This window comes from Chthoniobacterales bacterium (assembly GCA_039930045.1).
Lineage (GTDB): Bacteria > Verrucomicrobiota > Verrucomicrobiia > Chthoniobacterales > DASVRZ01 > DASVRZ01.
The window spans coordinates 109,478-134,872 of sequence record JBDSQB010000014.1 but is presented as its reverse complement, the minus strand read 5'-3'; the positions used below and the strand labels follow the sequence as shown (position 1 = coordinate 134,872).

The following is a 25,395-nucleotide window of genomic DNA, read 5'->3' as shown; positions in this document are numbered from 1 at the left end:
ATGATTCTCGTGGATTCATCGGTTTGGATTGAGCTTTTCCGGTCCCACGGCGACATGGCAGTGAGTCTGGCGGTGGAAAATCTCGCTTCGGAATTTGCTGCTGTCCTTTGCGGCCCAGTGAAAATGGAAGTGCTCGGCGGCGCCCGGAAAAGCGAGGAGGACCGCATCCTGGAGCTGTTCGATCTCATTCCTTACATCCCGGAATCGGAACGGCTTTGGGAGCAAACGGCGCAATTTTATCAACGTCTCCGAGCGGCGGGAATCACCGTGCCGTGGGTGGACGCCATGATCGCGGGCATCGCCTCGAGGCGCGGCTACCGCGTCTATGCGCAGGACAAACATTTCCGCGAGATGGCCGACAAAGGCTTTCTGCAACTTTACATTCCCGGGCCCGGCGGACGTTTTGTGAATGACGGATGAACTCCGCGCCCGCCGCTCATAATATAGCTGCTAACTATCGCGGACGGCTGGCCCCCTCGCCCACGGGTTACTTGCATCTAGGGCACGCGAGGACGTTTCTAGTAGCGCAACAACGAGCACGCGAGCAGAAAGGTGAACTGCTTTTGCGCGTGGAAGATTTGGATCAAACTCGTTGCAAGCCGGAGTATGTCGCGGCGATGTTAGAAGATTTGCGCTGGTGCGGGTTGCAATGGGATGGCGCACCCATTTACCAGAGCCGGCGTGACTACTCAGGCGCGTGGAAAGCTTTGTTAGAAGCTGGCGCGATCTATCCATGCTTTTGCTCGCGCAAGGACGTGCTCACCGCAGCGGGCGCACCGCATGAGGAGGAGCCGATTTATCCCGGCACTTGCAGGCATCGGACGCTGACTAACATCGACGAGCCATGCAACTGGCGCTTCCGTGTTCCTGATGGCGAGGAAATCGGCTTTCGCGACGGACGACTCGGTTTACAAACCGCCGCGGCTGGTCGCGACTTCGGCGATTTTCTCGTCTGGAGAAAAGACGGCGTTCCGGCTTACGAGCTAGCAGTCGTGGTGGACGACGCCGCGATGCAGATCACCGAAGTGGTGCGCGGTGAAGACTTGGTTAGATCGACCTTTCGCCAGTTGCTCGTCTATCGCGCGCTAGGGCTAACACCGCCTGATTTTTATCATACTCCACTCGTTCTGGATACGAATGGAAGTCGCCTGGCGAAGCGCAGCGGTGCGTTTACTCTTCGTCAGATGCGGGAACCTGGTCTTCCTCCGCCGCAACTGGCGGGACATGGCTAGGTAGCGGGCGAATCAGGTGATGATTCAGCGGACGCACCTTGTCGTGAATGTGCGGTGTTAGCAGCGGCAGCGTCTTGTAACCCTGCGAGAAAATTTCCAGCTTGGCGTCGAGGTTATCGATCATGTTCAACGCGATCGCCTCCGGTGTTTTCGGAACGACAGGCGAGCCAAATTCGTGCGAACCGTGATGCGACGCCACGAGGTGCAATAGATGCAGGCGCACCTGCTCGCTGGCCGGTTCTAACATTGTCCATTCCTCCAGTTGCAGCTGCATTTTGCGCCACAGAGAATTGACCAGCTCGGCTCCGATCGTGATGTGACCTAACAATTCGCCGCGTTCGTCCAGGCTGATGCCGAAGCCGTTCTCGGGCACATGATTTTCCCAGAGCTTGCCGATGTCGTGCAGCAGTGTCCCAGCTAACAAAAGGTCGCGGTTGAGATAGGGATAAATTGTTTGGACCACATCGGCGGTCCGCATCATTTGCGCTGTGTGCTCGACGAGTCCGCCGCGTCGCGCGTGATGCACAAAACGTGCCCCGGCACTCCGGCAAAAGCGCGGCCCTAGATCGGCAATAAAAGTTTGGCAAATGGTTAGCAGACGGGGATCGGTGATGGTTTCTATCAATCGCAAAATCTCCGCATAGTCCGCGCCTTGTTTCTCCTGAAGTTCCGCCGGACCGGCCAGCAGGGCATCGCGCTCGGCGTCATCCAGCGGGCGCAAGTAGTATTTCCTAACATCGACTCCGAAACTGCCATTGCGATAGAACTCGCCCGCAAGCTCATGAAACTCCGCGGCTTCTAACATCGAGTAGCTGGCATACTCGGGATGATCGCTCCACACCCGCAGCGTGATGGACGCGGTGGCGTCGAGAAATTGCATTTCTAAAAATGGTTTTCCGTCGCGGGTGAGCTTGTTGCAAACCGACTCGAGTTGCACATGCACAAGGCCTTGCACCGGCTGCGCGTCGGCGGAGGATTTGAGGGCGGCGAGGGTTTGAAGTTCCACATTTGGATTCAACTCGTTCGTCTGGATGGGGGCAAACTTTTTTGCTTCTGGCGAAATCCGCCTGAGCTATGCTGCGGCTCGTGAACACGTTTTATTCGGCCTTCGACACCGAGCTAATTAGCGGGCCGGGACTGGAAGATTCCTATCGAAGTCCGTTCGAGGTGGAGCGGGATCGCGTGATCTATACGGCGGCTTTTCGACGGCTCCAGGCGAAGACTCAAGTGTTCCTTTCAGGCGAGTACGATTTCTATCGAACCCGGCTGACGCACTCCATCGAGGTGGCGCAGATTGGGCGTTCGATCTGTCAGTTTTTGAAACGAAAAGGCGAGCCGCTGAGCGACGATTTTTTCATCGATCCCGATCTCGTGGAGGCCGGCTGTCTGGCGCACGATCTGGGGCATCCGCCCTTTGGCCACGCGGGGGAGCGGACGTTGCACCGCCTGATGTCGAGCGGTTTCGGCGGGTTTGAGGGAAATGCGCAAAGTCTGCGGATGATTGCGCGGACGATTTACAGCGGCGACTCGGGTCGGCGCGGGTTGAATCCGACTCGAGCTTTTGTCGATGGCATTCTGAAATACAAGACACTCTTTTCCGAGGCGGGCGGCGCAAGAAACCACTACCTCTACGATGACGACGCGGAGTTGCTCACCTGGGTCGTCGGCGGGCAGTCGTGGCCGGATGAGTTGAAGCCGGGCAAGGTGCGCAACGGCCTCCGCAGCATCGAATGCCAGATCATGGATTGGGCCGACGACACCGCGTATTCGCTGAATGATTTGGTCGATTGCATCAACGGCGGATTTCTCCGGCTGGAAATGGTCGAGGCCTGGGCCAAGCAGCGGAGTTTGAGTCTTATCGAGGCGAATGCGCTGGAGATTTTACTAGGCGTCATCAAGTCGCGCCGTCCCGAGCCGATCTTCGGCAAAAAAGTGGGCGAGTATATTCATTCGGTTCATCTGGTGAAATCCGATGGCTTTTTAAGCGATCTCACCAACCGCCACGCCTTTCGCTTGGTCGTGGATGCGACAGTGCGAGAGGAGGCGGAATTTTACAAACAAGTGGCGCGGGAACTAGTTTTCTGGAGTCCGCAGTTGCGCCAGTTGGAGCACAAGGGCGACCGCATTATCGAGCGCGTCTTCGAGGCGTTTCTAGCTTTTGCAGTGGAACCGAAGTCGGTGGATTTTTCCCTGTTCCCGGCGGCGGTGGAGAAGGCATTGTTAGAAGAAGCTCAGCCTCCAAAACGCGTCCGCCTGATGTGCGATTATCTCGCGGGCATGACCGATGGGTTCGCCATTCGGACTTACAAACGACTCTTCGATCCGGACTTCGGATCGCTCATGGAAATCTAGCGCCCGGAAGTGAGGCTGAGAGTTCCGCCCAAGTCGGACTTCGTCAGCGCACCGGCGGCGCGCGATTTATCGCTGAAGGGATGCTCCACGGCGGGCACATTGAAACTCAAATGCTGGCCGTCGCGGACCACTTCCACGGGAGTATTTTCTCCGGCGGTGAGGAAAAACGAGCCGTTGAGAACGTCCTCGGGCCGCTTGACAACCACGTGTCCGATGCGAACGAGCGTGTCTCCTTTTTTGATTCCAGAATGAGCCGCGGGCGTGTCTTCGCCGAGGTTGTCGATCACAGCGAGCGAGCCTTCATGCGCGACCTCGCTGGGTGCCACCGTGATTCCGATCCAGCCGTGGCGCACCTCGCCATAACGAACGTAGTCGCTGCGAATTTTTTCCGCCGCCTCGATGGGCAGCGCATAACAAGCGGCACCGCCGTCGAGTCCGCTGATGAGAATGCCGACAACCTCGCCCTGGGTATTGATGAGCGGGGCGCCACTTTCGCCGCGCTGGACGGAGACGTTGGCGCGGATGTGAGTGGTGGTGAAATAGCGATGGAGATATTGCAGATCGAAGCCGCCGATGAAGCCCAGCATCGGCGTGATCGGGAGATCCATCGGGTAGCCGACAGTGACCACGGGTGAGGCAATGGTGAGATCGGCAGATTTTCCAATCGGCAAAAATGGCGTGCTCGCGTCCACTTTTAGGAGCACGATCCCACTCCGCGCGTCGGCCACGAGACGAGTCGCATTGTATTGGTGGTCGCCAGATTCCACGACGATGTTTTCAGCCTCTCCAGCCACAGCGTAGGTCGTGTAAATCGTGCCGTTGGGATCAATGAAAAATCCACTGCCCACGCAGCGACCGTGCTTGTCGCTGGCGCGGATTTTCACAACGGCGGATTTGGTATTTTGAAAAACGGTCTGCACAGCCTCCGTCATGGAGGACAGGACATTTTCCTCCGCCAGCAGTTGCGGGGCATTCCATCCGACTAAGAGAGCGATGGAAACTGCGGGTAGGAAGCGGGGAAACATCTGAAAACGCCTGGAGACGAGGGACGTCTAGAAGCTAAAGGAAGCGTCGTAACTGGCCGGGCGGCTGTCGAGAATGTAGCGTGGCTGAGTGTCGGCATTGGCGGCGCGAGTGCCTGCGTTCATTTGCGACTGCACTTCCAATTCGGAAAGATCGAGCGGCGAATTCAGCGCAAAAGCGCGGTGTGACTCGGAAACCACTCGTGGTGAAATGGAAGCCGCTGCGACGACTTGGTTTCCCGAATTGACCGGCTGCAAGCCATTGATGCCCAGCGCGACCGCTCCGAAAACGGCCAGTGCCGCCGCATAGGCATAGCGCGGAACGGTGAATTCCTCAAGGAACCCGGTGACCGACGCCCAGAGTGTGGCAAGACCGGTTTTTTGCGACTCCTCCCAACGTTGGCGGCGATGAAACTCCTTCAGGAAACGTTCGCCATAACTCTCAAAGCCCTGTGGAGGCTGCTCGTATTTTTTGAGCCGGAGGAGGGTTTGCAGATCCTTAAATTCGTCGTCCATAATTTTGAAAGTTAGTTTTTGCGGAATTCCTCGAGATAGTTTTGCAACTGGCGATGCGCGTAGAAAAGCCGGGAGCGGACCGTGCCCTCGGAGACATTCAGAATCTTGCTGATCTCAGCATGGGGCATTCCCTGAATATCGAACATGGTCACGACAGCTCTGTGTTCATTCGACAGCTTCTGCATGGCCATGTTCAATCTTTGCTGGAGCTCCATTAAGTCGTTGTCGCGCACGGGGTTGGAACTCGCCGTGAGTTCGAGAAATTCCTTGTCGTTCTGGATGCCCGAATCGATGTCGTCGAGGCTCATGTGGAACCGGCGACCGCGCTTTTTCAGGAAATTAATCGTCATGTTCACCCCGATGGAATGCACCCAGGTGTAGAAGCTCGATTTGCCCTGAAAACCGCCGATGGCGCGGTATGCCTTGGCAAAAATATCCTGTAAGAGATCGTTCGTGTCCTCGTGATTGGAGGTCATGTTATAGACCAACCCGTAGAGGCGCTGGGTGTATTTTCGGACCAAATCGTCGAAAGCCGTCGCGTCCCCGGCCTGGGTGCGGGCGACGAGCTGCGCGTCCTCTGTCAGGGTGGGAGTTGGGGTCGGGTCCATGCGTTCCGTTCGTTCAGGAACAGGAGCGGAGATTGGCCGGACGAGCGAGATATTTCCAGAGAATACAGAGGCAGTCACAAGAATTTAGGCGTTTCTGAAAGTGCGTGAGCGGGCGGAAAAGTTCACCGCAATCTCAGACAGGGGCGCTCGCGAGATGTTCAGAAAATGATTCGAGCCTGACTCGGATCAGCGTTTTCTAGAGCAGCTCGCGGCCCAGTTTGTTCTGCAACTGCTCCATGACAAACTTCGCATTCGCCTGCGGATCAGACTGAAACCCGGGCATCACCGCGAGCCATTCGTAAACTGCCGCCGCCTTTTCCTTCGCCAGAATCGGAGGCATCGCGATCACCCGCTCCAGCGCCGGAATCACGCGCTGGGCGATCACGCGAGTCATCGCGTCGCAGGCCGATGTGCCGGCCTTGCTCTCGAGCAACTCATGCGCCGAGGCTTGGTTTTCGGCAAACGCCTCCTTGTAAATGGACATCGCATCGAGCGTGATGACCTCCGTTCTCGGAAAGAAACTCGTCATCAGATTCCACGGGTCGCCGCCTTGGTTTCCACTTTGATCGCCGCCTTTGCGAAAATCGGTGCGCAGCAACACCGACGGAATATCAGCAAACTTCGCGAAGAGAAACTCCACCACCGTCCCCGAGTCGAGTTCGGGTCCGTCGTAGTGAAACAGCCCCACGTCGCAGCTCAGGCAGGTGCGAATGTCCTGATCGCGGATCGAGTGCGCGGTCGTCTCGCGCTGCTCGAGATTTTGCGGCACGACGGAGACAAATTTCCCTGCGGAAATCTCGTAGATCGCCTCGGCGAGGAGGACATTTCCGTAGAGGTGTTTGGCGCTGAAAAGCTCGCCCGCGAAATAGATCGAGTAGGAGGACATGAGCCGAGTTAAAGCGAAATGAAAACGCCCGCCAAGGGAGAAAGGCGTTGCGACAAAACGAGAAACCGATACAAATGGCCAGACTATGGGTCGCCAATGGCTGCAAGCAAAACGTGAAGTCGTCAACCAGAAGAAGGGTCAGGTTGTCGGGAAACTGGTTAAGGAAATCATGGTCGCCGCCAAGCTCGGCGGGCCGGATCCCGATGGAAACGCGCGTCTCTTCACCGCCGTGGAAAAAGCCCGCCGGGCATCTGTCATGCGCGACGTCATTGAGCGCGCGATCAAAAAAGGCGCAGGCATCGGCGGCGAAAAACTCACGCTCGATCACATCGCTTTTGAAGGTTATGCGCCGCACAAAGTGCCGGTGATTGTCGAAGTCATGACCGACAACAGCAACCGCACCGCGCCCGAAGTTCGCCTGCTCTTCAAACGCGGCCAGCTCGGCGTGCCGGGCAGCAATAAATTTCTTTTCGATCACGTCGGCCTCGTCGAGGCCTACCAATCCAACTCCGATGTGGACCTCGAAGCTGCCGCCATCGAGGCGGGCGCCAACGATTTTGAGCCGCTTTCGCATGAGCAGAATGACGACATCCCAGCAGATACGACTGGATCTCGATTCATTTCCGATCGCACCGAGACAGCCGCCGTTACGAAATGGCTGAAAGACAACGGCTGGACCGTGGTCACGAGCGAAGTCGGCTACACAGCGAAGCAATTTCCCACGCTCACCGACGAGCAAAAGGAAGATGTTGGCGAATTTCTCCACGCGCTCGACGACCACGACGACGTCCACCGCGTCTGGGCCGCGATTCGGTAGAACTTTACTGCAACTCCGCCCGCGCCTTTCGCGGCAGCGAAGCGACGACAAGTTGATAGGAGTGGTCGATCAGCTCGCGGACGAATGTCGGGGACAAATGGCCGGCGAGATCGAGCGTGTTCCAGTGGCGCTTGTTCATGTGGTAGCCGGGCGTAATGTCCTCATAACGGTCGCGCAATTCCACAGCGCGCTCGGGGTCGCATTTCAGATTTACGTGGAACGACTCGGGCCGGTCGGGAATCTCCAGAAATGAGGAGAGCGCGAACATTTTCGCGCCCACTTTATACACCACGACCTCGGGGCCAAAGGGCATCGTCTCCTCCGCGCCCGGCAGTGACAGGCAATGGCTGCGGAAGGCTTCCAGATTCATCAGAGTCAGGAAGATTGGCCCGCGATCCGCTAGCGAAAACGAGCAAGTGCGATCCCGATCAGGAGGACGCCGAAGACAATTCCGGCAACAGAGGCCAGTCGGAGTCGGCTCGTTTTTTCCGTCACCCAGTTAATGGCGTCGCGCAGCAGATACGGTTTGCCGACCATGAAAAGCGCGGAAACGATCCAGACGTAGGCCAGCACCACCAGCGGGAGGCGCAGCGGATCGGCGTGCAAATAGGCCGCGTCGAGCACGATGCAGGAGACGAGCAGGCTAACCATTCCCAGCGCACGCACGGCGAGAAATTCCTCCACGAAAAAGAGCGTCAGCAGATACGCCACCGGCACGATGGCGATGAGGATCGGACGTTTGCTGGTGAATTCGCCGAGATCCATCGTGATCATCAACCAGAGCGACCAGACGGCGGCGACCGTGAGCAAAATGAAGCCCCACGCTCTCGAGCGAGGGAATTTTTTCAGCGGAGTCACGAGCGACCGGCCCTGCGCCAGCGCCCAGGCGTGCGCAATGAGAAGCCCTAGGCCGACAACAAGCTGGGTGAGGAACAAACTGGGATGATAAAGCATGAGCGGAGTTAGAGATGAATGGCGGGATCGCCATAAAGGGTGAAGCCGGTGGAGCGGGTGATGTCCACATCAAAGAGCTGGCCGACGTGACGCGGGGCGCCCTCAAAGACGACGATTTTGTTGGTGCGCGTGCGGCCGGAGAGCCGGTCGGGATTATTCTTGCTGGCGCCTTCGCAGAGAATTTGCACACGAGTTCCCACCAATTCATCGGTCTTGCGCCGGGCGATGGCGTTCACCGATTCGAGCAAATCCTGGTTCCGCGCTTCCTTGATTTCCTCGGAAATCTGCCCCGGCAGCTCGGCAGCGGGCGTGTCCTTGCGCTGCGAATAGCGAAAGACAAAGGCGTTGTCGAACTGCACCCGGTTCACCAGATCGCGAGTCGCGGCGTAATCTTCGTCCGTCTCGCCAGGGAAGCCGACGATGATGTCGGTCGTAATCGCGATGTCGGGACGCGCAGCGCGAATCTTCTCCGTCAGCGCGAAAAATTTCTCGCCGGTGTAAGTGCGATGCATCGCCTTGAGAATGCGATCTGACCCGGATTGCAGCGGCAAATGCACGTGTTCGACCAGCTTCGGCAGGTAGGTAAAGGCGTTGATGAGGTCGTCTTTGTAGCCAATCGGATGCGGCGAGGTGAACCGAATCCGCTCCAGACCATCGACCTCGTGGACGGCCTCGAGCAGTTGCACGAACGGGCTTTTCCCGTCCACTTTGGGAAACTCGTGACGCCCAAAAAGATTCACGATCTGGCCGAGCAGGGTCACTTCCTTCACGCCGCGCGCCACCAGTGAGCGGACTTCCAGTACAATGTCGGCGATGGTCCGGCTGCGTTCCGCCCCGCGCGTTGCCGGGACGATGCAAAACGTGCAGTGCATGTTGCATCCCTGCATGATCGAAACAAACGCCGTCGCCTGGCCGTCTTTCAAAATGTGATCGCGGATCGTGCTTTGCGAATCCGCCTCTTCCTCCACATCGACAATCGTGAAACGCGGATCGTCCATGAGTCGAGTTTCATGGCGATGGAGCGCACTGCGTTTTTTCTCCAGCAACGTCTCCACATGATCGGCCACGGTGTGAAATTTCTGCGTCCCGACGACGAGATCGAGGTGCGGCAAATCGCGGAAAAGATCCCCTCCCCGGCTCTGCGCCATGCAGCCGAGCAGGCCATAAACCACCGGTTTTTCGGCGCTCAACCCGCGCAGCATCCCCATTTTCCCGATGGCTTTTTGCTCCGCCATGTCGCGCACGCTGCACGTGTTCAGCAGCACCACATCGGCCTCGAACTCGGCTTTCGTCATCGCATGACCCCGCGCCACGAGCATCTGGGCGACCTGTTCAGAGTCGCGCTCATTCATCTGGCAGCCGTAGGTTTTCAGGAAAATTTTTGCCATTGCGGGACGCGCAAACTAGCTGGGAATGGACCTCGCGGCAAGCAAGCTATTGCTCCTGCTCGATGGGCGAATCCAATCCCCAATGCGTCGGCGGTAACGGCAGTAGCATAACTTGTGGCGGCTGGGCTGGAGTCGGGTTGGATTCGACTTTCAGTGGAATCGCAGCCGTCCGGCGGGCTTTCTTTTCCAGCAATTCCACCAGCGTCCGGCGCGCCAGGAAACGATTGATCCCCTGGCTGCGCTCGCGGTTGCAGCGCACTCGCAGTCCACTCAGCGCATGGTAAATCATGACTCCGATCAGACCCGCTTTGCCGCCACTTTTCACCGTCTTGAAATAGGTCTCGGTCAAATCCGCCTCGCGCAACCCCATGGCATCCATGCGCCGGTAGAGATCGGCGACTTTCGCGTCCGTCACGGGGAATTTATGGACCTGGCTCATGCGCGTGTTCTCTCCCATCAACGCTTTTTCCTCGCTGGCCGTCCGCATTTTGTTCGGGCTTAGAAAAGCGTGCTCACGCGCAGGCCGAGCACGGCGGCATTCGACGCTCCGGCATGGCCGCCGGGCTGGAAGACGTATTGGAAATCGGGCTGCACCGTCAGGCACGGCGCGAGTTTTACCTGATACGTCAGCTCCAGAATCGACTCGGACTCGACTCCGTTTTCGCCCGTCCGCTCGAGGGCGTCGCTGAGGTCGCGGCTGTAATGTTTGTGGCTGAAACCGAGGCCGCAGATGTCTGCGGCGCGACCAGGGACGAGTCCGACATAATTCACGCCGACATCGGAGCTCCAGTCGATTCTAGCCCGGTCCGGCGGGGCAAAACCAGCCCGGGCAAACACGTAAAGCCCTTGCGTGTCGGTGGCGTTTTCGCTCCAGATTTGCTGCGCGCCAATCGCATACACCGCCCACAAACCAGAAATCGCGCCGTCATCGGACCAGCGGGTGAACTCGGCGGAATGGAGGTAGCCGCCGAGCTTGTAGCTGCCGTTTTTACCCACCACGCTGGCCTCGCCGATGAACAGCGCGCCCTCGGAGGCTGCGAGATGGAAGTCGGTCCCATGGTCGTTGAGCTGGCGGCCCGCGATGAATCCCGGCCCCGGCTCGCCGAGCGCGTCGGGAGCGGGGTTGCCGTCGTAAACTCCGATTTGAATGGAAGTCGACTCAGTCGGTTTCACCCGAAATCGCAGGCCGGGCGCGGCGATATAATAAATGGGCAGCGGTGCGTTAAACGAGGCGATGGGCGGCACTCCGAAGTCGCTGTTGATGAAGAGGCCGCCGCCGGGGATGTCGCCAATTTCGCTCCCGAAAAACTCCGAATCGACCGCCAGTTGACCAGCCCGGATCGACGCGCGGCCTGCGAACAAGTTCTGTTCGAGAAACAGCTCGAAGAGTCGAACGCTGTTGCGCGCGTTGATGTTGCTGACGTTGCTGTCGTCGCCAATCGCCTCGGCGGAAAGGCTGGAGCCGACGATGGAAAAACCTGTCGCGTGCAGACTGGCTCCCGTCCAGCCGGCAAGTTTTTCCAGATCAAACTCCAGGTCGAGCGATGCCAGCGCGTCGTATTCGCCCGTGCGCCGGATGCCGCCGGAGACGACGCCGAGATATTCCTGGGTGTAGCCGAGTTCGATCGTGATCCCGCTGCCGGGAGAACGGATTCCGCCCCATTCGCCAGAGAGCGCGGTACTGTCGAAGAGCGGTTTTTGCTCAGCAACCGCGCTGACGCGAAAAAGCAGGAGCGCTAGTGCGAGCCGAATACCAAGCGACTTCCAACGCATGGTGTGGCGGCTATTTTTCCTCTTCGAGCTTGGCTTTGACCAGTGTCTCGATCTCGTCGTAGAGCGCCTGGTCGTGCTTCAAAATCTCTTTCGCAGCGTCGCGGCCTTGGGCGAGTTGGTTGCCTCTGTAGCTCATCCAACTGCCGCGTTTTTCGACGATGCCTTTCTCCAAGGCGAGGTCGAGGAGCGAGCCGGTGCCGGAGATGCCTTCGTTATACATGATGTCGAATTCAGCCTCGGTGAAGGGCGGCGCGACTTTGTTTTTGACGATTTTCACCTTGGTGCGGTTGCCGGTGACGGTGCCGTCGCTCGATTTGATCGCGCCGATGCGGCGAATGTCCACGCGGACGCTGGCGTAAAATTTGAGCGCCTTGCCGCCGGGCGTGGTCTCGGGATTGCCAAACATGACGCCGATTTTTTCGCGGATCTGGTTGGTGAAAATGACGACCGTGTTGGCCTTGGAAATCAGAGCGGTGAGTTTGCGCAACGCGGCGCTCATCAGACGGGCCTGGGCGCCGACGGTGGAATCGCCGATCTCGCCCTCGAGCTCCTGCTTGGTGACGAGCGCGGCAACGGAGTCGAGTACGATGACGTCTAGCGCGTTTGAGCGAACGAGCGTCTCGCAAATCCGCAGGGCTTCCTCGCCCGAGCTGGGCTGGGAAACGAGCAATTCGTCAAGATTCACGCCCAGCTTACGAGCGTATTGCGCGTCGAGCGCGTGCTCGACGTCGATGAACCCGGCGAGTCCGCCGCGTTTCTGGGCCTGCGCGATGACAGTCAAAGTCAGCGTGGTTTTTCCTGAGGATTCGGGGCCATAAACCTCCACGATGCGTCCCTTCGGAAAGCCGCCAGTGCCGAGCGCGCGGTCGATGAGGATGTTGCCCGTGGGAATGACTTCGATGTCGGTGATGGCTTTGTCGCCGAGGCGGATGATGGCGCCTTCACCGTAATCTTTGGCGATCTGCTGAATGGCGAGATCGAGGTTTTTGTTGCGGGCAATGGTTGCTTTGTCAGTCGGAGATTCGTCGGATTTGGCCATGGAAATAGATGCGGTTTTGGTTGGAGTTAGGACCGTATCAGGCCCGCCTCTTTTCCGCTAAAGATTATTGCGAAAAAGTCGGCGGCTGTGAAAAGATTCGGCATGTCATGCACTCGCATTTTTCTGGTTCGCCACGGAGCGACCGTTCTCACAGCGGAAGATCGTTTCGCAGGCGCAACCGATGTGCCGCTTTCCGACGAGGGCCGAGAGCAGGCGCGCGGTCTGGCGCGGCGGCTGGCGGATGACAAGCTCGCCGCCGTTTACGCGTCGCCCATGGGCCGCACGATGGAGACGGCGTCCATCGTCGTGGAATCGCACGGGTTGTCGGTGAATGCGCGCGAGGCGTTGAAGGAAATTTCCCATGGACGCTGGGAGCAGCAGACTCGAATGCAAGTCGCCGCAAAATTTCCCGAGGAGCTGGAAAACTGGGACCGCGATCCTTACACGTTCGCCCCGATTGGCGGCGAAAGCGGATTGCAAGTGACCGCGCGCGCCCTGCCGGAGTTGATCGAAATCGTCCGCTCGCATCCGGGAGAAAATGTCCTCGTCGTGTCGCACAAAGCAACGATCCGACTTTTACTCAGCTCACTTTTGGGCTTCGACCCGCGGCGTTATCGCGACAATTTGGATCAAAGTCCCGCTGCGTTGAACGTGATCGATTTCAAGGACCCGACGCGGGCGCGTCTGATGTTGTTTAACGACACGTCGCATTACGATCAAACTGGACTGTCCGTTCCCACGAAGCCCGGCGCACGGCTCTCTGGCTGGTGGAACGGCTAAGCAACGCTGCGGCCAACCGCCTCTGCGACTTTGCGGATCTGCATGACGAGTTCGGCAAATTCGTGACCGAGGAGGGCTTGCTCGCCGTCGCTTTTGGCGTGTTCCGGGTCGTTGTGAACTTCGAGCATGAGGCCATCCGCGCCTGCAGCCACGGCAGCGAGAGCCATCGCCGGGACGTATTCGCGAACGCCCACGCCGTGCGTCGGATCGACAACGACCGGCAGATGCGTCTCGGCTTTGAGCACCGGAACAGCATTTAAGTCCAATGTGTTTCGCGTCATGGTCTCAAAGGTGCGGATGCCGCGTTCGCAAAGGATGACGTTAAAATTTCCCTCGCTGAGGATGTATTCGGCGGACATGAGGAGGTCCTTGATGGTGGCGCTCATGCCGCGCTTCAGCATAACGGGCAGTTTGCTGCGACCGACTTCCTTGAGCAGGGAAAAGTTCTGCATGTTGCGCGCGCCGACCTGTAAACAATCGGCATATTGCTCCACCGCTTCGAGGTCCTTCGTGTCCATGATTTCGGTGATCACAGGCAAACCGGACGACTCGCGCGCTTCGGCGAGGAGCTTCAATCCCTCGATTCCGAGCCCTTGGAAACTGTAAGGCGAAGTTCGTGGTTTGAAAGCACCGCCGCGCAGAACCGTGGCTCCGGCATTCTTCACGATCTGGGCGATTTCGGTGATCTGGCTTTTGCTTTCGACCGAGCAGGGACCCGACATGATGACGATCTCCGGGCCGCCGATGACAACTTTGCCGATGGAAATTTTCGACGGAGTTCCACGGAATTCACGGGCGACCAGCTTGTAGGGCTTGAGCACGGGCGTGACGGATTCCACTCCGGGAATCGCGGCAATCGGTTTCTCGCGGATGATGTCTTCCGCGCCGATAACACCGATGACCACGCGCTGAGCTCCATGGCTGACCTCGGTTTTCAGGCCCCAATCGTGAATGCGTTCGACGATGTGTTCGATCTCGGCGTTCGTGGCGCCGGGTTTGGTGACAATGATCATGGTGTGGGAGTTGCAGGGGCGTTGATCCCCAAAAGTTCGAGCTGCCACGGGAGCAGAGTCTGGGCGGCAGATTCGGGTGAGCGGGCGATGGTTTCGAGGGCGACTCGCGACCCGAGCAGCGACGGATCGAGCCGTAATTCGGCAGCGACTTTGTCGCGAATCTCCTTGAGCCGGTCAAATTCCTTCTCCTGCGCTTCGGTCCAGCGATGGCGCTGAGCGACGATGCGCTGCGGCCACTCGGACTCTGGCAAATCCAGAGCCTCCCGCACGGCGGCATCGAAGCGCTGCCCTCGCGAACCGCGCAATTCCGAGAGGTAAATCGTTCGTCCCGCGTCGATGGCGACTGCGGTTTCGATCATTTTGCTGTTTTGCAAAATATGGAAAGTCGGCTTGTCGCGCGCCTCGGCTTCCTTGTCGCGCCAATACCAGAGCGCCCGCAAAACCGCCGCCGCGCGTCCGCGCAAAGCGCCACTGCCGGAGATGCGCCACTGCTCATCGGGATTGCGCTCGCGGTCCACTGAAGCCTGTTGCCAGGCTTGACGGCAGCTTTGACGAAACCAATCCTCGCGCCCCAGTTCCCGCAGTCGAGTGAGTAGCAAATCTCTCAGCGGCAACAGGTAACGCGTGTCGTTGCGCGCATAATCCAGCATGATCGGTGGCAGCGGGCGCTGGGCCCAGTTGGCTTTCTGGGAACCCTTGGCGAGTTCGATGCCGAGGAAGTTTTTTACCAAGGCACCGTAACCGACATCGGTTTCGCCAATCAATTTGGAGGCAATTAAGGTGTCGAAAACGCCCGCGACGGTGATGTTTGCCCGACGCAACATGCGCAGGTCGAAGTCGGCGCCTTGCACAATCATTTCCTTGTCGCGCAATGCGGCGGCCAGCGGTTCCATCGAAATGGGAGCCAGCGGGTCGATGATTTCATCGTAACCCGGAATGCTAATCTGGATGAGGCAAAGTTTTTCGCGGAAACAATGCAGGCTGTCCGCCTCGGTATCGATGGCGATGAGATCGGCCTTGGCCAGTTCGGCGGAGAATTCCGCGAGGACGGAATCCGTTTCAATAACGACCGGCAAAGTATGCAAGTCGCTGCGAGTCAGATCATTATCGCTCACCGGAAACTCCGCAGTAAAAGTTCCGCGTTCGTCTTCGTTGCCTTGACGTTGGCGATGAGCACTTCCATGGCCTCGATCGGCGGAATGGAGGCGAGTTGCTTACGAATGGTGCCGATACGCATAAATTCCTCAGGATGATAAAGCAATTCGTCGCGCCGGGTGCCAGATTTCAAGACGTGAATCGCGGGATAAACACGTTTCTCGACTAACGCGCGGTCCAAGTGGAGTTCCATGTTTCCCGTGCCTTTGAATTCCTCAAAAATGGCGTCATCCATCCGGCTGCCGGTCTCGACCAGAGCCGTGGCGACGATGGTGAGGCTGCCGCCTTCTTCCACATTGCGGGCCGCGCCAAAAAAGCGGCGCGGTTTCATGAGCGCGGCGGCGTCGATGCCGCCCGACATGGTGCGTCCCTTGCCGGGTTGCAGGTTATTGTAGCCGCGAGCGAGCCGGGTAATGCTGTCGAGCATGATGACAACGTGCTGGCCGAGTTCGACCAGGCGTTTGGCGCGTTCGATCACCAAATCGGCAACCTGCGTGTGGCGCTGGGCGTTTTCATCGAAGGTGGAACTGTAAATTTCCGCATCGACGGTTTGCTGGAAATCGGTGACTTCCTCGGGGCGTTCGTCGACGAGCAAAAGGATGAGGTGTATCTCCGGTGCGGTCACGCGAATCGCCTTGGCGATTTCCTTGAGCATGATCGTTTTGCCTGCGCGCGGCGGAGCAACAATGAGTGCGCGCTGACCGCGACCAAGCGGCGAAATCAAGTCAATAACCCGCGCGGTGACGGATTTCGTCGTTTCATTTTCGAGGATGATGCGTTTATCCGGGAAAAGCGGGGTCAGGTTGTCGAAGAACTTGGTCTCCTTCCAGTCGTCCGCTGGGATGTCTTCGATGGCGTCGATGATTTCCAAGGCGACATATTTTTCCTTGTCGCGTGAGGGCCGAATCCAGCCCGAAATCTTGTTTCCAGCGCGCAGGCTGTGGCGCTTGATGAGTTGGAGGGAAACGTAAATGTCCTCCGGGCAGGGCTGGAAACTGTAGCGCGCCCAGCGCAGCAATCCGTAGGCGTCGTTGGTGAGATCGAGCATGCCTTCGACCCGAATGGGGATGCCGTGGCCGAGGAGGTAACGCACGATGTCGAGCGTGATGTGATGCCGGGAACGTTCCTGGGTGAAACGAATGCGTGCCGCGCGTCCGAGTTCGATCAATTGATGAAGTGTGGCCGCATGGAGGTCGGCCATGGCGATCTTATCTTCGATGACTCGGTCGCCGAGCTTCAGAATGAGCCGCTGCGGTTCCTCGGCAGGCGGCTGGGGCGGGATATTTTCCGCACTCCCAGAAGGCAAATGGGACTCCGATCCTTCCGGGGAAGGCGGGATGTTTTCTTCAAGCATATCGCGTTAACAAAGCTTGGGCCGCCAGTTCGATCTGGCAGTGCAGCAGCTTTTCGGTGTAATGATTCAAAATCAGGATATTCGCGCGCCGGGTTTTTTCCTCGGCAGGCATTTGCGCTTCGATTACTCGACGCGCCGTTTCCAAGGACCAGCCCCGCTTGGACGAGAGACGTTCAAGTTGAACCTGAACGTCCGCTTCGACTACGACAATGCAGTCAAAGTAAGGAGAACTGTCTGTTTCGTATAGAAGGGGAATTTCTGCAACAAAATAGTGCCCTTTTAAGTGAAAATGTTCGGCGGTGTCCCTCCAACTTTGGTGAATTTTCGGGTGAAGGATGGCTTCCAACGCTTTCCGCCGATCTGCGTTGGCAAAGACTAATTGCCGCAATCGGGCGCGATCTAACGCTCTGTCAACTCCGATCACGTCATTTCCAAATTGCTCGTGAATCTGGCTCCGAACCACTGGATCGTTCTCCAATAGTTCATGCCCATATTCATCTGCCGAAAAGGATTGGACCTTTTCGGCTTGGCCGTTTCTCAGATTTTCCGCTAGCAGTCGAGTTACAGTGCTCTTACCAGAGGCAATCCCACCTGTAATCCCTATGACGGGCATTTGTAAACTTACTTCGCGTAGTTTGGCAGCGGCTGCGCGGGCGGATTCAATTCGGTCAGAGGCAATGGCTCGACCGTTTCTTCCTCCAATTCCGCATTCAGAATCGGCTGGCCGGCGGGGTTCATCAAACGGGCGGTCACGAAGACCACCAAGTTGCGTTTTATATGCTGATCCACGTTGGAGCGGAACAAACGTCCCAGAATCGGGATGTCGCCCAAGAGTGGGGTTTTATCCTCCACCTTTTGCACGTCTTCACGAATCAGCCCGCCTACGACCACCGTCTGGCCGTCCCAGATGCTGACTTGGGTAGTGACTTTGCGGGTGCTGAAGATCGGTTGATTGATGACGTTCGCCGTCAAAACGTTAGTCGTTGTGACTCCCAGAAGGTTGGTACTGGTGGTCTGAATGGGGCTGCCATAGTTGATGAAGCCCTCAAATTCAGTCACTGAAGGAGCCAGCGTGAGATCGATGGTCTGTCCATCGGGACCCACCTGGGGCTCCACTTCCAATGTGACACCCGTGTTGCGAGTCTCAAAGGAGGTTGGTGTAGTGGGAGTAACCGGAAAAGCTCCGCCGCCTGATGAGCCCCCGCCGGTACCAACGCCGGTTCCAGTCACCGTCGTGCTGCCAACAGTCTGCGGAATCTGTGGCGGATCAAATTCTGTTGGATAACGGAATTCGCGAATGATTTCGATGACAGCCCTCATGCCGCTCTTGGTGGTAACACGAGGAGAAGAAAGCAAATCCACGCCTTTTTTCTGGTCCAAGGCACGGATGACTAGCTGAAATTGAGGATCGGTGAAGATGCCGGCAATACCAAACGCGGCTGGCGCCCTTAAAGAGTTACCCGATAATCCGAAGAGCAGCGCATCGATGGCGTTCGCGCTAATAGCCGTTCCGCCACTGCGATTGCCACCCGTAATAGGATTGGTGCCTACAGGGCTTCCATTTCTGACAAAGGGGTAATCGCCGTTGTCAAGCGATGGAGCCGTGCCCTGAGTACCACCAGAACCAACGATTCCGTTGCTGCTGCTTAAATCAAACTGACCCAGCAACCAGTCAAAGCTGAGTTCCTTGCTGTTGTTCTGGGTAATTTCCACGAACTTCGATTCGATCTCCACTTGCTTAGGCGCATTTTCGCTATCGATGGAAACCAAGGTATCGATCAAGTCCAACGCTTCCTGAGTATTTTTAACAATCAAACGGCTGCTGCCTGCCTGATAGGTGGCACTGGCACCCGGAGGAAATGGCACTCCCTGACCTTCGAGGTATTCCCTAGCACCTTGCTTCTTGGCGATGGCATTGCCAGTGCCAGCCGCATCCGCAGTGCCAGCCGCAGGAGCAGCGGCGGCCTCGCCAGAGGCAGCAGCAGCTCCGCTAATGAAACCAGGCGAGACCTGATATTGCTTCGTGATCAGATCTTCCGTGGGCTGCGACAGCGGCACGACGGAAACGGCATAGGGTTCAATCTTAAACTTCAGATTGGCCAGGCTGGTGATGTATCTGAGGGCCTCAATCAAAGGCACATTCGTCAATGAAAGTGTGATTGGAGTGGAACCCGGCTCAGCCGACGGAGCAGCTGCGGTCGCATCCACAGAAGCGGCAGGTGTTTCCAAGCCGGGAATCACCGGAGCGGCAGCTGCCGCTGCGGGGGATGATGGGGTGCGGTAAGATGATTCCAGCTTCAGAACGATGTTTACACCACGTTTTTCTGGATTGGGATCGTCATCGATATCACGGCTCTTCGCCTTCAGATAATCGATGGCCTCACGAATGGTGGCATCCTTAAATTCAATTCTTGGGATGATGATCTTATTCAGCTTGGCAGTGATGGAAGCCGTGCCTCGTAGGTCGTCAGACGGGCTTTGCACAATCACGGCTGAGCCCAAACCATATTTGGTAATCGGGCGCTCCCATTTAGAATCCACCTCCCAGATCGCCTGGCCGCGGGCCTGATCATAAGCGGCGTGAGAATATTGGGTTTTGGCCTTGGTGATCTTCTCCTCCATGCGACGGGCGGCCACATTGTAGGGGTCGATATTCAGGACTTGCTCGCAACGTTTGACGGACATGTCGTAGCGGCCACTGTCGTAATAACCTTCCGCCTCACCGAGCAGCTTTTTGACTTGCTCGACATTGGCCACAAACTTGGGACCGACAGTCTTGTTGTAATAATCAGGCTCGCCCAAATGCTTCAGCATCGTCTTCGCGCTGTCATTTTCGGGATCGTATTCCACCACGCGAGCGATCACAGCTTGAGCGTCGGCGAAGCGGCCTTCGTTGATGCGCTGCTCGGCGAGCTTGATGCTGGCACGGCTGAACTTGGCCAGCGCCTTGGAGCGGGCAGAACCAGTTGCAAGCGAGTCCGGCAGCAGATCGACTGCTAGTTTATATTGGGCGGCAGCCTGATCGTATTGATCGTTCTCCATCAGCTCATCGCCAGCCTGAATGGCGGCATCGGCTTGGGTGGCACGGTCCTGTCGGCGGGCGATTTCGCGTTCTGCTACGCCAGAGACCTGGCCTCCTCCATCGTAATTGTTGCCAGCATGAGCTGGAGACGGGAGGGAACTGATCGCGGCGGCACAAGCGGCAATCAGGAGGGCGGGAACAGTATTTTTGTGGATCATAGTCTAGGGCGTCAAGAGAAGCTGGGTAAGTTGTCTGGGGTGAGTCGTAAGAGCGAAATTAGAGTTTGGGAACAGTTATTTTTTCCCCCGTGGCCGGGATAGTGATTACTGCCTCGTTGTTATTGATGTCAACGAGTTTGTAAGTTGTTTTGTCATCGGGCTTTAAATGAAACTCGCCATCGCGTTTCACCTTAAACTCCGAGTCGTCGTAAAGGTATTTGAAGAGCGCGTAAGTGTCAGGCGAATTGGCGATGACGCCGAGCACGAGGATGATTTCGGCCTTGGTTTCAACATTGCGAACGGTGGCCTCGGAAACATCCGTCTTGGTGCCCAAAGAATCCACGCCTTCCTTTTTCTCCAGCTTGGTGATTTCAAACTTGGTGCCGCCGATGCGATCTCCCACTTTGAGGAACTGGGACGGCTGCTTCAGGTCAACCGTGTTGATTTGCATGATCTCTCCATCGCGGACTTTGAAAATCAAGCGGAACGGAATCTGAATATATCTCGCGAGCTTTAACTTGTTGGTGAAAGGCGGGTGTGAGTTGGGGTCGTTGGGATTGGTGCTATTAACGCCGCCCGCATATTCTTCCCGGTTGCTGAACCGGTCGCCATCTGGATCTTGGTCCTCGATACCAGGGACCAGCAGATCAAGGCCGTTGTCCACAAACCATTTGTTCGGAATTCCAGGAACATATTCGATCCCCTCATTGCCAAAAATCTCTAACACGCCAGATTTTCTGAGCACGTATGGCACAGCCACAAAGATGGTTTTATCCTGTTTTTTCCATTTCGCCGGATTAGCCAGCGTCTCACGCGCCTCATTGATGGGGTCGATATTGAGGGGCTTGATGGCATTACTAATACTAGGCTTGGAAAAATAAGCCGCGAAAGTATCTCCCACACTGCGTGTCTTCAAAAACACAAATGCCGCCGAGGCAAGCAAGAGCGCCGTCGCAACGAGCAAAATGGCCCGATCATATTTGGTTTTAATCCAATCCATACGATCTACTTCTTCGAGATTTGTTTGGGGGTGAACTGCACGAGATCGACAATGATGCTGGCCGTCACCCGCTCCTTGCCAATGATGATTTTATCCACGAGCGGCTCCGGCGTGGCGCTCGGATCGCCGGTCGAAACCGGCGCAGCAGCCGTGCGCGATGGACTTTTCAGTTGCTCGTTTTCGATGCGGACGGCACGGGCAATGGTGAATTGAGGAAAGCTGTCCAAGTCGTTCAGAAGCGTCTGCACGTTTCCAGGATAGCCTACGAAAACCACTTCAAAGGGATATTTCTTAAAGAGCGGCACGTCCTTGGAAGAGGGCTCCGCAACCAGTTCGCCCGGCAGCGCAGGTCGCAGGACGCTGCTGATCTTGGCGACTTTGAGATCAATCAAGCGATTGACCACCGCATCGATGGCCGCGAGCTGCCAGTTCAGCAAACCCGTAATGTCATTCCGCGGCAGCTCACTTTCATACCGCTCAAACCCAAGATAAAACTTCGGCGGCAACTCCACTCCACGCTGAGTGGAATGCTCGATGGTTTTGGAAACCAGCTCCCGCAGATGACCTTGGAAAGCCGAGGGATCGATCGGCGCGATCATTCCCTGGCGTTGAATCAATTCCGCGTGCAATTCCTCCGTCTGCCCTTTGTATTCCGTGACTTGGGCCTGAACCTTTTTCAGGTTCTCCGTGTTCCGGTAGGGAGCCAGGGAACGCAGTTGGGTGAGTTTTGCCATGCCAGTTTGATAACTTTGCACGGCCTCATCGTATTTGCCGCTGGCTGCAAAAGTCAGATAGCCGAGAGCGAGCGCAGCCACAACGATGACCATCAGCACACTGGTGAAGATTTTATTTTCGGTGAACCAGTTCATTTCAGGGGGATGGGCTGTTTCAAAGGCAGACGCAGCTCGTAGTCAAACGCCCAGGTGTCCTGATTGGGCTGCTGGCGAACCGGGTTGATCTCCTTCATTTTGTTCAGATCCAAAACGTAATAAGGAGACTGGGAAAGGTTGGTCAGAAACTGGTCCACCACTTTCGGATCTTCCAGATAAAGGCCCTTGATGCTAATTGCGGTGATGCGCGGCCCCGGCGGAGGCGTGGCTCCTGCCGCAGGACGCGTCGGTCCGGTTGGAGTCGGCGCGGGCTTCACTTCGAGTGATTTCACGTCGTTAAAGGAGATCGGTTTCGCGTCTTGCAGCGGCTCGAAAATAGTCACCCAAATTTTGTTATTGGGAATGCGCTGATTGAGGTCATCAATCAATCGAACCCAAGACTCGCGCTGGCTGATGGCGTCCAAAAGTGGAGCGGCTTCGACTCCAACGGCTTTGATTTGCTGATCGGCAGCCTTAAATTTTAAGTCGACTCCCTCCAATTGGCCCGCCTCGGCATTCACTTTTTCCGTGACCGCGATCGCTGCCTCGGTGGAACGCTGGAAATAGAGCCACCATCCGGCTAGCGCCAGGAGAACACAGAGTCCGGCGGTGATGATATACGGCTGGCGGCGAGAAAATTCCTGCCGTTGCAACACTTCCGGCGGGAGCAAATTCAACTCTATTGGGCAGCCACCCAGCGAACGCAGCGCGGTCCCGACCAATTCCCCGAGCAGATGCGCCTCGCTGACGACTTTCTCGACATTCACATTTTGCGAGACCGTGACGTTGCGCAGCGGATTGAAATATTCCACCGGCAACTGCATTTTCTCCTGGAAAAACTCGCGCATGTAAGGCAGCGCGACGGTGCCGCCACAGAGGTAAACGCGCACCGGCGCATTGCCCTGCTGCTGGGCGCGGTAAAAGCTGACCGAACGCGTGATCTCCGCGTGGAGACGGGTCATGGTGTTGCGAATGATCTTTGAGACACGGGCCACGGCCGGATCGCCGGGTTCCGCATAAGCGCCACCGAGGCCGACGAAACCATCCGTTTTCTTGCGCGCCTCGGCGACAGCCAATGGTTCGTCGAAATCTTTGGCAATGGCACTGGTGATCGAGCTTCCGCCAATCGGAATGCTGCGGCTGAAGACTTTTTGCGGCTCGATAAAGACCAGATTCGTCGTTCGGGCTCCGATATCCACGATCAAAGAACAGCCCTTGTTTTCGGAATAATTGTAGCGAAAGGCGTTGTAGAGAGCCATCGGTGCCACATCCACGATGCTGGTGCGCAAGCCCGTCGTGGTGACGGCGTGATCCATTTCGCCGAGCAGGTCTGATTTGATCGCCACTAAAACCACGCCCAGCTTGGAGGTGTCGTTCGTGGCGACGAGTTGATAATCCCAAACGACTTCATTGATTGGAAATGGGACGTTTTGCTGGGCTTCGAAGCCGATAATTTGGTCGATTTTGTCTTCATCGACCGTGGGCAATTTCACGAAGCGGGTGAAAACCGATTGCGCCGGAATGCAGGTATTGACTGCGCCAGGGCGGAGTTTCATTTGACTCAGCAATTCCTTGATCGCCTCGGAAATGTGGTAGCCGCGGGCACTGTCGCTGGTCGCATCGACCGCGAGCTCGCGGGTGAGGTAACCATTGAGAATCAATCCGCCATTATCTGCGGTGAGAAACTCTCCCAGACCGATGGTTTGCGTGCCAAGATTTAGACTTAGCAATCGAGTGGAAGCCATTCGGAGAGTTAGCGAACGTTGGTTTTGATCGCCTCGTAACGCTCCCAATAAAGTGGCGCGAAAGGAGTTTCATTCTTATTGCGCAGGAACCCAGGCTTTTGGGGCGATGAAGCCCACCAGCCCGTTTTCTCATTTTTCCATGAGCCGAAGCCAACGGTCGCGCCTTGCTTGGTAATCTCGACACTGACTTTTTCAATGGCCGCTCCATTCATTGGCTTGCCTTCCAAGATGCGGCTAATGGCGCGCGGCGAAATATACATGACGGAAAAAAGCCCCTTGCCGCCGGCGATATCGACGTGGGTGACTTCGCCAGTGTAAACATTTTTGTTAATCTGCACGTAGTATTTGAAGGTGAGTTCCTCGGTGAACTCTGGAGTCGCATCAAACTCGGTCTCGATCTCCATCCATTTCTCGCGGTTGTCGGAGCGACGCTGGGTTCCAGTGAATTGGTACTCTGGCGTGTTGATGAATTCCACATTCACCTTTTTAACCACGTAATCCGTCGCCCGGCCCTGAGCCATGACGCCGACGGTGAAAAATGCCTGCAATAGCAGCAGGAGGACGAGGATTTTGTTCTGTTGATGAACTCTCATGAGAAAGCAGGGGGGTTACGGAAGATACAGCTAGTTGTTTACGGGTGGTTTTGTCAAAGCCGAATCCACTCTTTATTTTGCGAAGGAGGCAAGGTCGGGGTGGCCACGGAAAAATTCAATGGTTTTCTTGATTCCATCCTCGAAAGAAACCTGCGGCTCCCAGCCGAGAATGGTTCTGGCCCGAGTAATGTCGGGCTGGCGCACTTTTGGGTCGTCCACGGGCAGCGGATGATAGCTGATCTGCGACTCGGTGCCGGTGTAGGCGATGATTTTCTCCGCGAACTGCTTGATCGTCATTTCACCCGGATTGCCGATGTTCACCGGCTCGTGGAAGTCGGATTGGGAGAGGCGATAAATGCCTTCGATCAAGTCCGAGACGTAGCAAAAACTCCGGGTCTGGCTGCCGTCGCCGAAGATGCTGAGCGGTGTGTTCGTCAGCGCCTGACCGATGAAGGCCGGGACGACGCGCCCGTCGCGCAGACGCATGCGAGGTCCATAGGTATTGAAGATGCGGACGATCTTTGTATCGACGCCGTGGTAGCGGTGGTAGGCCATCGTCATGGCCTCGGCGAAACGTTTCGCTTCGTCATAGACGCCGCGTGGCCCGATGGGATTGACGTTGCCCCAATAGTCTTCCTTTTGCGGATGAACCAGCGGATCGCCGTAGCACTCGGAGGTGGAAGCGAGAAGAATGGTGGCTTTTTTGGCCTTGGCGAGTCCGAGCACATTGTGAGTGCCGAGCGCCCCGACTTTTAGCGTGGGAATCGGATGTTCCAGATAATCGATCGGGCTGGCTGGCGAGGCGAAATGGAAGATGAGATCGACGTCCTCAGCCAGGTAAATGTATTGGGTGACGTCCTGACGGATGAATTTGTAATCGGGGTTGCCAGCGAGGTGCGCAATGTTGGCGAGATTGCCCGTGAGGAGGTTGTCGATCCCGATGACTTTGTAGTCTTTGGAGAGGAGCAGGTCGGTGAGATGCGACCCGAGAAATCCTGAACCACCGGTGACGACGACTGTTTTTTTCTGAGTATTGGCGGCCATAATTTGAAGAGAGAA

Annotated in this window: 26 protein-coding genes; 5 read left to right on the top strand and 21 right to left on the bottom strand. The window is 56.9% G+C overall.

Annotated elements, in window-relative coordinates:
• Together ABIT76_10975 and gluQRS are read left to right on the top strand one after the other, a co-directional pair.
• Complete coding sequence (locus tag ABIT76_10975; GenBank protein MEO7933669.1) at positions 1 to 420, top strand: PIN domain-containing protein; 420 nt, start codon at positions 1 to 3, stop codon at positions 418 to 420.
• Positions 417 to 1,232, top strand: coding sequence for a tRNA glutamyl-Q(34) synthetase GluQRS (gene gluQRS, locus ABIT76_10970; protein ID MEO7933668.1), 816 nt, complete (start codon positions 417 to 419; stop codon positions 1,230 to 1,232). Before ABIT76_10975 ends, gluQRS begins: the two co-directional genes overlap by 4 nt.
• Here gluQRS and ABIT76_10965 read toward each other — a convergent pair.
• The gene (locus tag ABIT76_10965; GenBank protein ID MEO7933667.1) at positions 1,171 to 2,238 is read right to left on the bottom strand and encodes an HD domain-containing protein; all 1,068 of its coding nucleotides are present in this window, start codon (positions 2,236 to 2,238) and stop codon (positions 1,171 to 1,173) included. The genes gluQRS and ABIT76_10965 overlap by 62 nt on opposite strands.
• A 68-nt stretch (positions 2,239 to 2,306) precedes the next feature.
• Here ABIT76_10965 and dgt point away from each other — a divergent pair, with 68 nt between their 5' ends.
• Positions 2,307 to 3,584: a dGTP triphosphohydrolase gene (gene dgt / locus ABIT76_10960; GenBank protein ID MEO7933666.1), complete on the top strand. Its 1,278-nt coding sequence runs from the start codon at positions 2,307 to 2,309 to the stop codon at positions 3,582 to 3,584.
• Here dgt and ABIT76_10955 read toward each other — a convergent pair.
• From ABIT76_10955 to ABIT76_10940, 4 genes are all read right to left on the bottom strand, one after another.
• Complete coding sequence (locus ABIT76_10955) at positions 3,581 to 4,609, bottom strand: S1C family serine protease (protein ID MEO7933665.1); 1,029 nt, start codon at positions 4,607 to 4,609, stop codon at positions 3,581 to 3,583. The genes dgt and ABIT76_10955 overlap by 4 nt on opposite strands.
• A gap of 27 nt (positions 4,610 to 4,636) precedes the next feature.
• Positions 4,637 to 5,122 carry a hypothetical protein gene (locus ABIT76_10950; protein MEO7933664.1) on the bottom strand — a complete coding sequence of 162 codons (486 nt, stop codon included), beginning with the start codon at positions 5,120 to 5,122 and terminating at the stop codon, positions 4,637 to 4,639.
• Positions 5,123 to 5,133: 11 nt separating this feature from the next.
• Positions 5,134 to 5,808: a sigma-70 family RNA polymerase sigma factor gene (locus ABIT76_10945; GenBank protein MEO7933663.1), complete on the bottom strand. Its 675-nt coding sequence runs from the start codon at positions 5,806 to 5,808 to the stop codon at positions 5,134 to 5,136.
• Positions 5,809 to 5,926: 118 nt separating this feature from the next.
• A complete protein-coding gene (locus ABIT76_10940) occupies positions 5,927 to 6,616 on the bottom strand; it encodes a nucleoside 2-deoxyribosyltransferase (protein ID MEO7933662.1) in 690 nt (229 codons plus the stop codon).
• An 85-nt stretch (positions 6,617 to 6,701) separates the two neighbouring features.
• Here ABIT76_10940 and ABIT76_10935 point away from each other — a divergent pair, with 85 nt between their 5' ends.
• Positions 6,702 to 7,433, top strand: coding sequence for a YebC/PmpR family DNA-binding transcriptional regulator (locus ABIT76_10935; protein ID MEO7933661.1), 732 nt, complete (start codon positions 6,702 to 6,704; stop codon positions 7,431 to 7,433).
• Between the two features lie 4 nt (positions 7,434 to 7,437).
• Here ABIT76_10935 and ABIT76_10930 read toward each other — a convergent pair whose 3' ends face one another.
• The 6 genes from ABIT76_10930 to recA are packed head-to-tail and all read right to left on the bottom strand — an operon-like array spanning position 7,438 to position 12,587.
• Complete coding sequence (locus ABIT76_10930) at positions 7,438 to 7,803, bottom strand: MmcQ/YjbR family DNA-binding protein (protein ID MEO7933660.1); 366 nt, start codon at positions 7,801 to 7,803, stop codon at positions 7,438 to 7,440.
• A 29-nt stretch (positions 7,804 to 7,832) separates the two neighbouring features.
• The gene (locus tag ABIT76_10925) at positions 7,833 to 8,387 is read right to left on the bottom strand and encodes a hypothetical protein (GenBank protein ID MEO7933659.1); all 555 of its coding nucleotides are present in this window, start codon (positions 8,385 to 8,387) and stop codon (positions 7,833 to 7,835) included.
• 8 nt (positions 8,388 to 8,395) lie between these two features.
• On the bottom strand, positions 8,396 to 9,775 hold the full coding sequence (gene miaB, locus ABIT76_10920; GenBank protein MEO7933658.1) for a tRNA (N6-isopentenyl adenosine(37)-C2)-methylthiotransferase MiaB: 1,380 nt from the start codon (positions 9,773 to 9,775) through the stop codon (positions 8,396 to 8,398).
• 46 nt (positions 9,776 to 9,821) lie between these two features.
• Positions 9,822 to 10,262, bottom strand: a complete 441-nt coding sequence (locus ABIT76_10915) for a hypothetical protein (GenBank protein MEO7933657.1) — start codon at positions 10,260 to 10,262, stop codon at positions 9,822 to 9,824.
• An 11-nt stretch (positions 10,263 to 10,273) separates the two neighbouring features.
• The gene (locus ABIT76_10910) at positions 10,274 to 11,548 is read right to left on the bottom strand and encodes a carbohydrate porin (GenBank protein ID MEO7933656.1); all 1,275 of its coding nucleotides are present in this window, start codon (positions 11,546 to 11,548) and stop codon (positions 10,274 to 10,276) included.
• Positions 11,549 to 11,558: 10 nt separating this feature from the next.
• Positions 11,559 to 12,587 carry a recombinase RecA gene (gene recA, locus ABIT76_10905; protein ID MEO7933655.1) on the bottom strand — a complete coding sequence of 343 codons (1,029 nt, stop codon included), beginning with the start codon at positions 12,585 to 12,587 and terminating at the stop codon, positions 11,559 to 11,561.
• A gap of 102 nt (positions 12,588 to 12,689) precedes the next feature.
• Here recA and ABIT76_10900 point away from each other — a divergent pair, with 102 nt between their 5' ends.
• Positions 12,690 to 13,367, top strand: a complete 678-nt coding sequence (locus ABIT76_10900) for a histidine phosphatase family protein (GenBank protein MEO7933654.1) — start codon at positions 12,690 to 12,692, stop codon at positions 13,365 to 13,367.
• Here the strand turns inward: ABIT76_10900 and aroF are convergent.
• From aroF to ABIT76_10850, 10 genes are all read right to left on the bottom strand, one after another.
• Complete coding sequence (gene aroF / locus ABIT76_10895; protein ID MEO7933653.1) at positions 13,364 to 14,380, bottom strand: 3-deoxy-7-phosphoheptulonate synthase; 1,017 nt, start codon at positions 14,378 to 14,380, stop codon at positions 13,364 to 13,366. The two genes, ABIT76_10900 and aroF, sit on opposite strands and share 4 nt — an antisense overlap.
• Positions 14,377 to 15,495, bottom strand: coding sequence for an HRDC domain-containing protein (locus tag ABIT76_10890; GenBank protein MEO7933652.1), 1,119 nt, complete (start codon positions 15,493 to 15,495; stop codon positions 14,377 to 14,379). The genes aroF and ABIT76_10890 overlap by 4 nt, the downstream gene beginning before the upstream one ends.
• Positions 15,492 to 16,889 carry a transcription termination factor Rho gene (rho, locus tag ABIT76_10885; protein MEO7933651.1) on the bottom strand — a complete coding sequence of 466 codons (1,398 nt, stop codon included), beginning with the start codon at positions 16,887 to 16,889 and terminating at the stop codon, positions 15,492 to 15,494. Before rho ends, ABIT76_10890 begins: the two co-directional genes overlap by 4 nt.
• Positions 16,882 to 17,502 carry a dephospho-CoA kinase gene (gene coaE, locus ABIT76_10880; protein MEO7933650.1) on the bottom strand — a complete coding sequence of 207 codons (621 nt, stop codon included), beginning with the start codon at positions 17,500 to 17,502 and terminating at the stop codon, positions 16,882 to 16,884. Before coaE ends, rho begins: the two co-directional genes overlap by 8 nt.
• Before the next feature lie 8 nt (positions 17,503 to 17,510).
• A complete protein-coding gene (locus ABIT76_10875; GenBank protein ID MEO7933649.1) occupies positions 17,511 to 20,129 on the bottom strand; it encodes an Amuc_1098 family type IV pilus outer membrane protein in 2,619 nt (872 codons plus the stop codon).
• A gap of 58 nt (positions 20,130 to 20,187) precedes the next feature.
• Positions 20,188 to 21,129, bottom strand: coding sequence for an Amuc_1099 family pilus-like system protein (locus ABIT76_10870; protein ID MEO7933648.1), 942 nt, complete (start codon positions 21,127 to 21,129; stop codon positions 20,188 to 20,190).
• 5 nt (positions 21,130 to 21,134) lie between these two features.
• The gene (locus ABIT76_10865) at positions 21,135 to 21,998 is read right to left on the bottom strand and encodes an Amuc_1100 family pilus-like protein (GenBank protein MEO7933647.1); all 864 of its coding nucleotides are present in this window, start codon (positions 21,996 to 21,998) and stop codon (positions 21,135 to 21,137) included.
• Positions 21,995 to 23,743 (bottom strand): Amuc_1101 family PilM-like pilus complex protein, encoded by a 1,749-nt coding sequence (locus tag ABIT76_10860; protein ID MEO7933646.1) that lies wholly within the window; start codon positions 23,741 to 23,743, stop codon positions 21,995 to 21,997. The genes ABIT76_10865 and ABIT76_10860 overlap by 4 nt, the downstream gene beginning before the upstream one ends.
• 8 nt (positions 23,744 to 23,751) lie before the next feature.
• Entirely contained in the window at positions 23,752 to 24,336 is a 585-nt protein-coding gene (locus tag ABIT76_10855; protein MEO7933645.1) for an Amuc_1102 family pilus-like protein, read from the bottom strand.
• Between the two features lie 72 nt (positions 24,337 to 24,408).
• Positions 24,409 to 25,380, bottom strand: a complete 972-nt coding sequence (locus ABIT76_10850; GenBank protein MEO7933644.1) for a UDP-glucuronic acid decarboxylase family protein — start codon at positions 25,378 to 25,380, stop codon at positions 24,409 to 24,411.
• Positions 25,381 to 25,395: the final 15 nt, after the last annotated feature.

Bases quoted from the DNA above. Each gene is read 5' to 3' on its own strand.
- ABIT76_10975 (MEO7933669.1), top strand. From the start codon at position 1: ATGATTCTCGTGGATTCATCGGTTTGGATTGAGCTTTTCCGGTCCCAC.
- gluQRS (MEO7933668.1), top strand. From the start codon at position 417: ATGAACTCCGCGCCCGCCGCTCATAATATAGCTGCTAACTATCGCGGA.
- dgt (MEO7933666.1), top strand. From the start codon at position 2,307: ATGCTGCGGCTCGTGAACACGTTTTATTCGGCCTTCGACACCGAGCTA.
- ABIT76_10955 (MEO7933665.1), bottom strand. From the start codon at position 4,609: ATGTTTCCCCGCTTCCTACCCGCAGTTTCCATCGCTCTCTTAGTCGGA.
- ABIT76_10950 (MEO7933664.1), bottom strand. From the start codon at position 5,122: ATGGACGACGAATTTAAGGATCTGCAAACCCTCCTCCGGCTCAAAAAA.
- ABIT76_10940 (MEO7933662.1), bottom strand. From the start codon at position 6,616: ATGTCCTCCTACTCGATCTATTTCGCGGGCGAGCTTTTCAGCGCCAAA.
- ABIT76_10935 (MEO7933661.1), top strand. From the start codon at position 6,702: ATGGGTCGCCAATGGCTGCAAGCAAAACGTGAAGTCGTCAACCAGAAG.
- ABIT76_10930 (MEO7933660.1), bottom strand. From the start codon at position 7,803: ATGAATCTGGAAGCCTTCCGCAGCCATTGCCTGTCACTGCCGGGCGCG.
- ABIT76_10925 (MEO7933659.1), bottom strand. From the start codon at position 8,387: ATGCTTTATCATCCCAGTTTGTTCCTCACCCAGCTTGTTGTCGGCCTA.
- miaB (MEO7933658.1), bottom strand. From the start codon at position 9,775: ATGGCAAAAATTTTCCTGAAAACCTACGGCTGCCAGATGAATGAGCGC.
- ABIT76_10915 (MEO7933657.1), bottom strand. From the start codon at position 10,262: ATGCGGACGGCCAGCGAGGAAAAAGCGTTGATGGGAGAGAACACGCGC.
- ABIT76_10910 (MEO7933656.1), bottom strand. From the start codon at position 11,548: ATGCGTTGGAAGTCGCTTGGTATTCGGCTCGCACTAGCGCTCCTGCTT.
- recA (MEO7933655.1), bottom strand. From the start codon at position 12,587: ATGGCCAAATCCGACGAATCTCCGACTGACAAAGCAACCATTGCCCGC.
- ABIT76_10900 (MEO7933654.1), top strand. From the start codon at position 12,690: ATGTCATGCACTCGCATTTTTCTGGTTCGCCACGGAGCGACCGTTCTC.
- aroF (MEO7933653.1), bottom strand. From the start codon at position 14,380: ATGATCATTGTCACCAAACCCGGCGCCACGAACGCCGAGATCGAACAC.
- rho (MEO7933651.1), bottom strand. From the start codon at position 16,889: ATGCTTGAAGAAAACATCCCGCCTTCCCCGGAAGGATCGGAGTCCCAT.
- coaE (MEO7933650.1), bottom strand. From the start codon at position 17,502: ATGCCCGTCATAGGGATTACAGGTGGGATTGCCTCTGGTAAGAGCACT.
- ABIT76_10875 (MEO7933649.1), bottom strand. From the start codon at position 20,129: ATGATCCACAAAAATACTGTTCCCGCCCTCCTGATTGCCGCTTGTGCC.
- ABIT76_10870 (MEO7933648.1), bottom strand. From the start codon at position 21,129: ATGGATTGGATTAAAACCAAATATGATCGGGCCATTTTGCTCGTTGCG.
- ABIT76_10865 (MEO7933647.1), bottom strand. From the start codon at position 21,998: ATGAACTGGTTCACCGAAAATAAAATCTTCACCAGTGTGCTGATGGTC.
- ABIT76_10860 (MEO7933646.1), bottom strand. From the start codon at position 23,743: ATGGCTTCCACTCGATTGCTAAGTCTAAATCTTGGCACGCAAACCATC.
- ABIT76_10855 (MEO7933645.1), bottom strand. From the start codon at position 24,336: ATGAGAGTTCATCAACAGAACAAAATCCTCGTCCTCCTGCTGCTATTG.
- ABIT76_10850 (MEO7933644.1), bottom strand. From the start codon at position 25,380: ATGGCCGCCAATACTCAGAAAAAAACAGTCGTCGTCACCGGTGGTTCA.